The organism is Shewanella sp. MF05960 (assembly GCF_050849305.1).
Taxonomy (GTDB): Bacteria; Pseudomonadota; Gammaproteobacteria; order Enterobacterales; family Shewanellaceae; genus Shewanella.
On the sequence record NZ_JBOZPS010000022.1, the window covers coordinates 25,588 to 37,529 of the forward strand.

The window sequence follows — 11,942 nt, forward strand, 5'->3', positions numbered from 1 at the left end:
GTGATAAAACAACCCACTGTTAGCTTAATGTTGAGGCGAGTTCGGTATTATTTACGTATACCGCTGAGTCGACTCCAGTCTTCTTTATGGCAAGCTGGATCCATATCAAACCATTGGCTGTAAAAGTCTGATACATCTTGCGCTTGTTCTTGTAATAAACCCGATAAAGCCAGTTTACCACCGGTTTTGACTTTTTCGGCTATCAGCGGTGCGAGCTCTTTTAATGGACCCGCTAAAATGTTGGCGACCAGTACATCGGCTTGTAAGTTAGCGGGTTGGTCTTCTGGTAAATATAACGCTAATTGATCGACAACGTCATTTCGTTCAGCATTTGCGGTTGAGGCATCAATGGCTTGGTAGTCAATATCAACACCGGTCACTTTTTTAGCACCCAGTTTGATGGCCGCAATAGCTAAAATACCTGAACCACAACCAAAATCGATCACTTCTTTGTTGGTTAAGTCGAGACTGTCTAACCACTCTAAACATAACGCAGTAGTTGGGTGGGTACCCGTACCAAAGGCAAGACCGGGATCAAGAATAACGTTAACGGCTGTTGGATCTGGTATTTCACGCCAGCTTGGACATATCCACAAGCGTTGGCCAAATTTAATAGGGTGGAAGCTGTCCATCCATTCACGTACCCAGTCTTTCTCTTCAACTTGCTCAATTTTATGGGTAAATCCTTTACCTAAAAATGGCATCGTTTCTAAAAATTCGATAGTCGGTGCTAAATCTGTTTCTGCATCAAACAAAGCGATTAAGATGGTGTCCTGCCATAACGGAGTCTCACCCAATTTAGGCTCAAAAATAGGCTCGTCTTGGCCATCTTCATAAGTAATGGAAACTGAACCGTGATCCATTAATAAGTCACCAAGCATGTCTGCGTGGTCGCGATGGGTGTGAATGCGCAATTGGATCCAAGCCATGGAATGTTCCTAATCGATAAAATTAATACAAGTATTGTTGGGCGCCATTATACCCAAACCGCCTACATTTGTGCGTTTTCGTCGACACTTTATCGTGCTTATTTGTAAAACTTGCCCTGTGGGAGTTTCACCGTGTACCTCTGATTTTGAAATTAAGGGCGTTGTTACGCTAATTTATAAGGTGTCTACATTACCGCGCCTTGTATTAAAAACACGCTGAAGCTTTGAAATATGCATATTCAAGTTGATTGGGTATATGTGATCGGCTTCTAACAAACCAGTAAATATAGGTGAGCGCAGTCACGGATTGTTTTGTGCTCAGTGCAGTTGTTGCCGAACTCTTGCTATGGTCAATGTCTCTCATTGTGTCAGCACAGGATGTAATAATTTATGGCCGCGAACCCTTTGCCAGCAAAAGCTGTCTTGAGTAGCACTAATGTAAAAGGATTTAGTCATCCTATTTGGGCTGCTAGGGCAGATAGATTACAAAGTGCGACTGGCGTGTTGCTAGGGCTTTTTTTAATTATGCATCTGCACTTTGAGTCGAGTATTTTATTCGGCAAGGAGGCATTTTATCAGGTTGCACAGTTTCTTGAAGGCGGTATTTTCAGCGAAACTGGCCATGGATTCCCTATCCTGACCCAAATATTTTCTGCATTTATGCTGCTGATTGTGATTGTTCATGCGGTATTTGCTTTACGGCGCTTTCCTACACAAATTGGCCAGTGGCGAGCCCTGCGCCAACAGATGCAGTTTCTACCTCATGAAGATACTAAGATTTGGTTTTGGCAAATGGTCAGTGGTTTTTTACTGTTTTTCTTAGTGCCAGTTCACCTTTTTGCCATGATGACGAATCCTGAGATTGGCCCACACTTATCGGCTGAACGCGTGGTGCATCAAAATGTGTGGATGTTATATGTACTGCTATTACCCGCTGTTACCGTACATGCCATTTTTGGTTTATATCGCGTATCGATTAAATGGAGATTAACAACCCAACGCTTTGCGTTATTAAAGTTAGCGAAAGTGCTTTTGGCGTATTTAATGGTGCTGGGCGTAGCAAGTTTAGTGGCATATATCATTATTGGTCGCTCATTGAGCTTACCTGTGGTGCCTTTTGTACCTGGTTTGTAATAAGGATATGTTGTGAAAATTATATATACCGATTCCTTAGTGGTTGGGGCAGGACTTGCAGGCCTTAGGGTTGCTATAGCGTCTAAAGAACGCGGTCTCGACACTATTGTATTATCACTTATTCCGGCTAAACGCTCCCACTCAGTGGCGGCTCAGGGTGGTATGCAAGCCAGTTTAGCCAATACCGTTAGCGGTATGGGCGACAATGAAGATGTGCATTTTCAAGACACCGTAAAAGGCTCTGACTGGGGCTGCGACCAACAGGTGGCAAGAATGTTTACGCATTGTGCGCCAAAAGCCGTACGCGAGTTAGCGCATTGGGGCGTACCATGGAGCCGTGTCACCGAAGGTGACCGTGAGGTCATTGTTAATGCACAAAAAGTCACCTTAACCGAGGCAAAAGAGGCTCACGGGTTAATTAATGCCCGTGATTTTGGCGGTACTCAAAAGTGGCGAACGTGCTACACAGCCGATGGCACAGGGCATTCATTATTATATGCCGTCGATAATCGCGCTATTTCTATGGGCATTCCGGTCCATGAGCGCATGGAAGCCTTGAAAATTATCCATGATGGTAAGCGTTGTCATGGTGTGATTGCTCGCTGTTTAATTACCGGTGAAATACGTGCATATGTGGCTAAATCGACAACCATGGCGACAGGGGGATATGGTCGCATTTATGAAGTGTCGACCAATGCCATTATTTGCGAAGGGATTGGGCAAGCATTGGCGCTGGAAACGGGCGTGGCCACATTAGGCAATATGGAAGCGGTACAGTTTCACCCAACAGCTATTGTCCCAGTAGGGATTTTAACCACAGAAGGATGTCGAGGTGATGGGGGAGTATTGCGTGATAAAGACGGCCACCGCTTTATGCCTGACTACGAGCCCGATAAAAAAGAGTTGGCATCACGCGACGTAGTCTCACGACGTATGACTGAACACATGCGCAAAGGCAAAGGCGTGAATAGTCCTTACGGTCCGCATTTATGGCTAGATATTACTTTGTTAGGGCAAAAGCACATTGATACTAATTTGCGTGAAGTCAAAGAGATTTGTCAGCACTTTTTAGGCATTGACCCTGTGACAGAGTGGATCCCTGTGAGGCCCACCCAGCATTACTCTATGGGCGGGATCCGCACTAAGCATAATGGCGAAAGCCCGCAGTTATCTGGACTCTTTAGTGTCGGTGAAGCCGCGTGTTGGGATATGCACGGCTTTAATCGCTTAGGCGGTAATTCTTTAGCCGAGGCCGTGGTTGGCGGGATGATCATTGGTCAATATGTTGCTGACTTTTGTGAACAAACTACTTTGAGTATTGATACTCAATTAATTGAAGGTTTTGGCCAACAAATTGAGGCAGAAATACACCAGTTAATTGACGGTAATGGCACTGAAAAAGCCATTACGTTGAAGCAACAAATGCAAAAGATAATGATGGATTATGTGGGGATCTTCCGCAATGGTACTCAACTGGAGCAAGCGGTAAAAGAGCTTAGCGAATTATTGCTGCGCTCACGAAACATTGGCTTAACGTGTAAGAAACGTCATGCAAACCCCGAACTAGTTGATGCATTAAGAGTCAAGAGAATGCTCAAAGTTGCCTTAACCGTAGCGAGTGGTGCTAATGCCCGTACCGAAAGCCGTGGCGCGCATTCACGTGAAGATTTTCCTGAGCGAAATGATAAAGACTGGCTTAATAGAACCTTGAGCTCTTGGCCAGATGATGCAGCATTAACGCCGACACTCTCTTATGAAGCAATCGATGTCATGAGCATGGAGTTACCACCAGGCTACCGAGGCTACGGTACCAATAACGCCATTGCTCACCCAGATACCCAAAAGCGCCAACAACAAATTGAACAAATACTGGCAGGGCTTACTGAGCCACACGATCGCCATGCAAAACAAGCGGCGTTGATGTCATATGAACTTCCCGAGCAATTTATGCCTGCTAATCAAAGGCTGTTTGATAACGTTGATGTTAAAGGAGATCAAGCCAAATGAGCCAAGCCCGTGAATTGACGTTTTCGATTTTTCGTTACGATCCGCAAGACCCTAACGATAAACCGCAAATGGTCCGTTATGTCATTACCGAAACCCCAGGTATGACAGTATTTATTGCATTAAATCAATTACGCGATAAACAAGACCCATCGCTGCAATTTGATTTTGTTTGTCGTGCGGGTATTTGTGGTAGTTGCGCCATGGTCATTAATGGTAAGCCAACGTTGGCTTGTCGCACGCTGACAGCCAATTTCCCTACTGCAGAAATTCGGTTAATGCCATTACCTGGGTTTGAGCTAATTGGCGACTTATCGGTTAATACCGGTAAGTTTATGCGTGAATTAGCAGAACGTTTACAGTTATGGTTACAGCCAAGCGATACCGAGATGGACATTCATCGCATTGAAGCGCCTATGGCGCCAGAAGAAGCCGCTAAGCTTTATGAGCTTGAGCGCTGCGTTGAATGCGGTGTGTGTGTGTCGGCGTGTGCAACTAAGCAAATGCGTGATACGTTTGTGGGTGCTGTAGGGTTGATGAAAATAGCCCGTTTTGAGTTAGACAGCCGTGACAGTCGCAGTAGTGAAGATTTTTATCATGTGATTGGTAATCAAGACGGCGTGTTTGGTTGTATGACGTTACTGGGCTGCCAAGATGCTTGCCCTAAAGATTTACCTCATATGCAGCAAATTGCTTACCTTCGCCGAAAAATGACCATCAGCGTGACTAATTTATAATAGAATTAATGGATATTAATCCAGGCTAATATTTTTTATGACCAATAAAATAGCCGTTTACTGAGTTTGTAAATTCAGTAAGCGGCTATTTTCATTTTAGGGCGTTATACAGTATTGTTGGCTTGTAGATTCTAATCTGCAATGATTCGCGACATATAGCGATAAAAAAGGAGTTTAACAATGCAAGCTCAGTTTACTGTTCAAATCGGTTCATTTCATAAAATTAGTAAAATCCCTAACGCCTGGTCAAATGATGATTATTTACATCTTATGGCATTAATGGGCCTTGATGATGGCTTAGAAGGCATGGATTCTGCTGAGTTGCGAGAAATGTGCATGATGTCGCTTAATGACTTGGGCGACGTCGAAGCTGCGAAGATTGTGTTGAGTCATTTGTTTATTGACGACGTTACCGAAGGCAAAATAGACCAACTTGCAAATGACATGGTAGGCGACAGAATGTGGGAAGAGTATTCTGATTGCCTGTTCCATGAACGCTTTTTCAGTGCTTACGCCTTATTGCGTGAAGCCTTTAATGGTGTGTTTGCCCAGCCTACAGGGGTTGAGTTTAGCGTTAACATAACCGCTAAAGATGCCGATGATTTAACCCTGTTCGATGAATCGTTGCATGCCGCAATGGTGCGACTATTATCTGCAGGCTTAAGTCCTGATGCCTTAATGCACCGTTTGTACGAAGATCAAATTAAAGGCACCCATTTTCCTGAGTCAGAAGGAATTTTATGGCAACTTGAGCTTGTAGCAAGTGAAGGTTTATCGCGCCAATATAAAATGGTCAGCTCGGCATTTTGGTTTGAGCAATTTGCCAATGTTGAACAGTTTGATGCTAATAGCCATGCCGACACTGTTGATGAAGATGAATAGATTCAATATTAGCGTTCGCTGAATAATAAATTATTGCTTTTAGCTAACGGTGTTTTATACCATTGCACGTTAATAAATGATCTGAGTAGCCACTTATTAATGCGCATTGGTATTACCATAAAAAGCACAAAAAAATGCCGCTAATTTAGCGGCATTTTTTTACGATTGTTTTGCGTACAAGTTAATATTACTTGGCGCGCTTCATCGCAGTAAAGAATTCTTCATTGGTTTTGGTCATAGCCAATTTATCAATTAAGAATTCCATTGCAGAAACTTCATCCATTGGATGGAGGATTTTACGTAAAATCCACATTTTCTGAAGTTCTTCAGTTGTTGTCAGCTTCTCTTCACGACGAGTTCCAGAGCGGTTAAAGTCAATCGCTGGGAATACACGCTTTTCAGCAGCTTTACGAGAAAGGTGTAACTCTTGGTTACCAGTACCTTTAAATTCTTCGTAAATCACTTCATCCATTTTCGAGCCAGTATCAACTAACGCGGTAGCGATAATGGTTAAGCTGCCACCGTGTTCAATGTTACGTGCAGCACCAAAGAAACGCTTCGGACGGTGCAGGGCGTTAGCATCAACACCACCGGTTAATACCTTACCCGATGATGGGATTACGGTGTTGTATGCACGTGCCAAACGAGTGATAGAGTCTAGCAAAATCACTACGTCTTTTTTGTGCTCAACTAAGCGTTTAGCTTTTTCGATAACCATCTCAGCAACTTGAACGTGACGGCTTGCTGGTTCATCAAAGGTAGAAGCAATAACTTCGCCTTTAACCATGCGCTGCATTTCGGTTACTTCTTCAGGACGTTCATCGATAAGCAATACCATCAACACCACATCTGGGTTGTTGTAAGTAATACTTTGGGCAATGCTTTGCAGTAATAATGTTTTACCCGCTTTAGGCGGAGCAACAATCAAACCACGCTGACCTTTACCGATAGGAGAACACAGATCAAGTATACGAGAGGTGATGTCTTCTGTTGAACCGTTACCGCGTTCCATGCGAAGGCGTTCTTCGGCATGTAATGGCGTTAAGTTTTCAAACAAGATTTTATTACGAGAGCTTTCTGGCTTATCAAAGTTAACTTCACTGACTTTTAACAGTGCAAAGTATCTTTCGCCTTCTTTAGGCGGTCTGATTTTACCAAAAATACTGTCTCCAGTACGCATGTTAAAGCGACGAATTTGACTTGGAGAAACATAAATATCGTCAGGACCCGCAAGGTATGAGCCATCTGAACTTCTTAAAAATCCAAATCCGTCTTGGAGGATTTCTAATACACCGCCACCGAAGATGTCTTCTCCGCTTTTAGCGTGAGCTTTCAAAATTGAGAAGATGATATCTTGCTTACGAGTACGAGCCATGTTTTCCAGCTTCATGCTTTCAGCAAGCGAAACTAGATCCGAAATGGGCGTGTCTTTTAATTCTGTTAAATTCATGTATGGGAGTCTTGTATTGCGCGACGAAGCTTACCGCAATCAATCAGTAAGGTTGAAAAGAAATTTTATGATTGATAAACGAGAAGAAGTTAATTGAAAAAAATCTGATGAATAAATTAGCACTTTATAGATGGGGCGTCCAGAAATTTAGGTTTAATTTGATCTAAAAACGGCACAAATTGTTTAAAAGTTGTGCCGTTTAACATTTTTAGCTTACTTGATGCTTAGATCTGAGCGTCAATAAACTCTTTTAATTGTGTCTTAGAAAGCGCGCCAACCTTAGTTGCTACTAATTCGCCGCCTTTAAACATAAGCAATGTAGGAATACCACGTACGCCGTACTTTGCTGGTGAAACGTTATTTTGGTCAACGTTTAATTTAGCCACAACCAACTTGCCAGCATACTCTTCAGCAACATCGTTTAAGATTGGGGCAATCATTTTACAAGGACCACACCACTCAGCCCAGAAGTCTACTAAAATAGGCGTTTCAGACTTTAGTACGTCGTTTTCAAAGCTGTCATCGCTTAGGTATACAATTTTATCGCTCATGTTGTTCTCCAGATTTGGTTCCATTGCTAGTTTATTAATGGCTTACCATGTATATTGGGTCTGTTAAATAGCTTTTCAAGAGACCGTTTTAATAATGTAGCTATTTCAAACGATCGAATCTTTTTTTGCAACCCCTACAGGTATGCTTGTGCTATGAGCCAAACACATTTATCGACCCAAAAATTCGCCGACTTCCTTTTAAAGCCCGAAGTACTCGCGGCATTAAATGAAAACGGGTTTGAGTTTTGCACGCCAATTCAGGCGTTATCTTTACCGATTTTACTGAAAGCAAAAGACATCGCCGGACAAGCCCAAACCGGTACCGGTAAAACCATGGCGTTTTTAGTTGCCACGTTTAACCATTTGCTTACCGTTGCAGCGCCAGAGGGCCGCAAAGCAACCGAACCACGCGCTATTATCATGGCGCCAACCCGTGAGTTGGCAATACAAATCGCCAAAGATGCTAATTTACTTGCTAAACATACAGGCCTTAAAGTCGGTATTGTTTACGGTGGTGAAAGCTACGAAACACAGCGAGAAGTACTAGACAAAGGTGTTGATATTTTAATCGGCACCACCGGGCGTATTATTGATTATGTTCGTCAAGGTGTGATCAGTTTAAATCACATTCAAGCGGTTGTGCTTGATGAAGCTGACCGCATGTTCGACTTAGGCTTTATTAAAGACATTCGCTTTTTATTCCGCAGAATGCCTGATGCTCAGTCACGATTAAATATGTTGTTTTCTGCCACTTTGTCAATGAAAGTGCAGGAATTAGCTTATGATCACATGAACGATCCGGAAAAAGTTGAAATCGAACCGTTAGAAAAAACCTCTAAGAATATTAAAGAGGAAATTTTCTACCCGTCGATGGAAGACAAAATGCGCTTACTGCTAAGCCTAATTGAAGAAGACTGGCCAGACAAAGCTATCGTGTTTTCGAACACGAAACACTGCTGTGAAAAGCTATGGTCTTATTTAGAAGGTGATGGTCATCGTGTCGGTTTGTTAACTGGCGATGTACCGCAAAAGAAACGAATTCGTATTCTTGAACAATTTACTACCGGTGATTTAGATATTTTAGTCGCAACAGATGTTGCTGCTCGCGGATTGCATATCTCTGATGTGTCACACGTGTATAACTATGATTTACCTGATGATTGTGAAGATTATGTGCATCGTATTGGCCGTACTGGCCGCGCGGGTAAAACTGGTGTGTCAATCAGTTTTGCGTGTGAAGAATACGCGCTAAACTTACCCGCTATTGAAACTTATATAAACCATTCAATTCCGGTGTCAAACTACGATCAAGATGGATTATTGGATGATATTCCTGCGCCAGTGCGTATCCATCGCAAACATCCTACATCACGTACCCGTGATGGTGGTGCAAGCAAAGGCGCACATCGTAGCGGTGGCGCTAGCCGTCCGCCACGTCCTAGGACTCGCAGACCATAGTCAATGCCATTGTCAAACGTATCTCAACCTTATGCGGCGATAACATTAGGCTCGAACAGTTTTAATATGTTGGTGGCTAATACAGTAGGTAATAAACCTACTGTTATCGCTAAATATAAACGTAAAGTCCGCCTTGCAGAAGGCATAGGCGACGATGGCATATTGTCTGAAGACGTTATTTTGCGTGGTTTAGATTGTTTGTCTATGTTTGCCTCAATGCTTAAACAGCACCATATTGCGACTGAAAATGTTGCGGTATTTGCAACTGCAACATTGCGGGTGATCAGTAACGCCGATGAGTTTCATCGACGCGCATTGCCGATTTTACAGCATGAAATTGAAGTGATTTCAGGCTTGCGAGAAGCTGAATTGATCTATCAAGGCATGGTCGCTACGACACAAGGTGACGGTCGTCGCTTAGTGATTGATATTGGCGGAGCTAGCACAGAGTTTATTATTGGTGATGGCTGTAACGTTCTGTTTAAAACCAGTGTGCCCATGGGGTGCGTGTTGTTTAATCAACGTTTTTTTACTCAGTATCCTTTACAACATGTCGATTTTACTCAAGCGATTGAATATGTCGGCACGATGTTAGCCGAATATCGAGAACAACTATTAACCCTTGGTTGGCAGAATGTTCTTGGTGCATCTGGTGCGGTGCAATCTGTGGTGTCGGTGTTACAACATCGACAATGCGCTGAAATTATCACTGTCGATATTTTAAACAGCTTTCGTGATGATATTTTGTCACAACAGGATGCAAGCTTGAGTGGTATTACGGGATTAACTGCTGAGCAGGCACCGACTTTTGCGGCTGGTGTAGCGATTCTTATCGCCTTATTCGAATGCTTATCGATTGAAAGCTTATACCTTGCTGGCGGCGCGTTACGTGAAGGTGTATTACAACTCTTGGCCGATCGCATTGCCAATGCTTAGCAAATAAGCTTTTGTATATACCACATAAAAATAGGTCGCCTAGGCGACCTATTTTTTTATTTAAATGTTTACATCATTAAGATCATCATTAAACAAATTGAATTGAGATTATTTTAGGATCTCGACAAGATCAGACTCTAAAGTGGCTTTTGGACGCTCAACAATACGGCCTAATTCATTACCTTGCTGCTTAACAATAAAGGTAGGGATACGGCTAAATGCATACTTAGCGGCTAATCCTTCAGGGTCTTGTTTAGCCCGGTCAACGCCAATGTATTCCACTTGAATATTAGGATTACCAGCGGCTTCAAGTACTCGCATAAAATGCGGCGTTTCACGGTGACAGTCAGGACACCAAGTGCCGATAATCACCACAATTTGGGTGGGTACATCAATCGAGCTAAGTACAGCAACAGCTTGCGCATCAACTTGATAATTAGCAAAGCCATCAGCGTAGCCTGGTAATGTGCTGGTGAGCGTTTGTGGTTCAATTACGCCGGTTAAAATCACTTCTTGTTTCTCCTCGCTGCATGTCGCAATAAAGCCTTGCTGCTCTTCTTCAAATCCGCATCCAGAATTAGCCGATACGGTCATTGGTAACATTTGAACACTGAAAAAGAGTGCGGTAGTGGCCAATAATGTTTTAACGTTATTGTGCATGATAATGCCTCGCTTAAGAAGGGAATACTTAGAAATATGCTTGTGTGTATTCAATCATGCTAATAAGGATCTGTTAAGGCTAAGATGGTTTTGATGCTAAGTAGATCACTAAAAAATAAAGCCAATCATAAGGTGATTGGCTTTATTTTTAATAATTGCAACTAAATTGAACAATTGATACTAATTGTGTTCTTTTAGCCATTGCGCTGCACGTTTAGCAAAGTAAGTTAAAATGCCGTCGGCACCAGCGCGTTTAAAGCAAAGTAGTGACTCCATTACAATGGCTTTTTCTGCTAACCAACCGTTTTGGATTGCTGCCATGTGCATGGCATATTCACCACTGACTTGATAAGCAAATGTTGGCACAGCAAGTTCTGTTTTGACACGGCGTACAATGTCTAAATAAGGCATGCCGGGCTTTACCATTACCATGTCAGCCCCTTCTTGGATATCTAGAGCGACTTCATGCAATGCTTCATCACTATTTGCAGGGTCCATTTGATAGCTATGTTTATTGCCACCTTTTAAGTTGCCTGCTGAGCCGACTGCATCACGGAAAGGTCCGTAGTAGCTTGAAGAGTATTTAGCTGAATAAGCCATGATTTGGGTGTTCACAAACCCCTTTTCTTCTAATGCTTGGCGGATAGCACCAATACGGCCGTCCATCATATCTGATGGTGCAACAATGTCGGCGCCAGCTTCTGCGTGAGATAAGGCTTGCTTAACTAATATTTCAGTCGTGATGTCGTTAAGGATATAACCGGTATCATCGATAATGCCATCTTGGCCATGGGTGGTGAATGGGTCTAACGCGACGTCAGTCATAATCCCTAGCTGTGGGAAAGCTTGTTTTAGTTCGCGAACGGCACGTTGAACTAAGCCATCTGGATTGTATGACTCTTCGGCTAATAAGCTTTTCTTGTCCACTGGCGTTACGGGAAATAAAGCAATGAGTGGAATCCCTAACTCAACTAATTCAGCGGCTTCTTTTAATAATAAATCAATCGAGTAGCGCTCAACACCTGGCATAGAGGCGACTTTTTCTGAGCGCTGAAACCCTTCTAGTACAAACATCGGGTATATCAGATCATTGACCGTTAGGGTGTTTTCAGACATCAAACGACGACTAAAGTCATGTTTACGCATGCGGCGCATTCTGCGCTGTGGGAAGGCACTAGTAATAATATTCAATTTCGACTCC

At 43.0% G+C, this 11,942-nt stretch carries 11 protein-coding genes; 6 read left to right on the forward strand and 5 right to left on the reverse strand.

The genetic code is table 11. From position 1 onward, the window contains the following. Positions 1 to 47: 47 nt before the first annotated feature. On the reverse strand, positions 48 to 929 hold the full coding sequence (prmA, locus tag ACROAE_RS17945) for a 50S ribosomal protein L11 methyltransferase (protein WP_432404565.1): 882 nt from the start codon (positions 927 to 929) through the stop codon (positions 48 to 50). A gap of 390 nt (positions 930 to 1,319) precedes the next feature. Here prmA and ACROAE_RS17950 point away from each other — a divergent pair, with 390 nt between their 5' ends. The 4 genes from ACROAE_RS17950 to ACROAE_RS17965 all read left to right on the forward strand — a co-directional run bounded on the left by ACROAE_RS17950 (position 1,320) and on the right by ACROAE_RS17965 (position 5,686). After that, a complete protein-coding gene (locus ACROAE_RS17950; protein WP_432404568.1) occupies positions 1,320 to 2,063 on the forward strand; it encodes a fumarate reductase cytochrome b subunit in 744 nt (247 codons plus the stop codon). A gap of 12 nt (positions 2,064 to 2,075) precedes the next feature. Beyond that, positions 2,076 to 4,070: a fumarate reductase flavoprotein subunit gene (locus tag ACROAE_RS17955; protein ID WP_432404570.1), complete on the forward strand. Its 1,995-nt coding sequence runs from the start codon at positions 2,076 to 2,078 to the stop codon at positions 4,068 to 4,070. Beyond that, a complete protein-coding gene (locus ACROAE_RS17960; protein WP_432404573.1) occupies positions 4,067 to 4,804 on the forward strand; it encodes a fumarate reductase iron-sulfur subunit in 738 nt (245 codons plus the stop codon). Before ACROAE_RS17955 ends, ACROAE_RS17960 begins: the two co-directional genes overlap by 4 nt. Before the next feature lie 180 nt (positions 4,805 to 4,984). Continuing rightward, positions 4,985 to 5,686 carry a hypothetical protein gene (locus ACROAE_RS17965; protein WP_432404576.1) on the forward strand — a complete coding sequence of 234 codons (702 nt, stop codon included), beginning with the start codon at positions 4,985 to 4,987 and terminating at the stop codon, positions 5,684 to 5,686. A gap of 187 nt (positions 5,687 to 5,873) precedes the next feature. On the opposite strand, the gene rho is transcribed toward ACROAE_RS17965, so the two are convergent. Further along, complete coding sequence (gene rho, locus ACROAE_RS17970; RefSeq protein ID WP_432404579.1) at positions 5,874 to 7,136, reverse strand: transcription termination factor Rho; 1,263 nt, start codon at positions 7,134 to 7,136, stop codon at positions 5,874 to 5,876. Positions 7,137 to 7,360: 224 nt separating this feature from the next. Next, a complete protein-coding gene (trxA, locus tag ACROAE_RS17975) occupies positions 7,361 to 7,687 on the reverse strand; it encodes a thioredoxin TrxA (RefSeq protein WP_432404582.1) in 327 nt (108 codons plus the stop codon). 153 nt (positions 7,688 to 7,840) lie between these two features. On the opposite strand from trxA, the gene rhlB reads away from it, so the two are divergent. Both rhlB and ACROAE_RS17985 read left to right on the forward strand, forming a co-directional pair. Further along, the gene (rhlB, locus tag ACROAE_RS17980) at positions 7,841 to 9,145 is read left to right on the forward strand and encodes an ATP-dependent RNA helicase RhlB (protein ID WP_432404586.1); all 1,305 of its coding nucleotides are present in this window, start codon (positions 7,841 to 7,843) and stop codon (positions 9,143 to 9,145) included. 3 nt (positions 9,146 to 9,148) lie between these two features. Next, positions 9,149 to 10,081: an exopolyphosphatase gene (locus tag ACROAE_RS17985; RefSeq protein WP_432404589.1), complete on the forward strand. Its 933-nt coding sequence runs from the start codon at positions 9,149 to 9,151 to the stop codon at positions 10,079 to 10,081. 108 nt (positions 10,082 to 10,189) lie between these two features. Here ACROAE_RS17985 and ACROAE_RS17990 read toward each other — a convergent pair whose 3' ends face one another. Together ACROAE_RS17990 and hemB are read right to left on the reverse strand one after the other, a co-directional pair. Continuing rightward, on the reverse strand, positions 10,190 to 10,741 hold the full coding sequence (locus ACROAE_RS17990) for a thioredoxin family protein (protein WP_432404592.1): 552 nt from the start codon (positions 10,739 to 10,741) through the stop codon (positions 10,190 to 10,192). Between the two features lie 180 nt (positions 10,742 to 10,921). Next, entirely contained in the window at positions 10,922 to 11,932 is a 1,011-nt protein-coding gene (gene hemB, locus ACROAE_RS17995; protein ID WP_432404594.1) for a porphobilinogen synthase, read from the reverse strand. Positions 11,933 to 11,942: the final 10 nt, after the last annotated feature.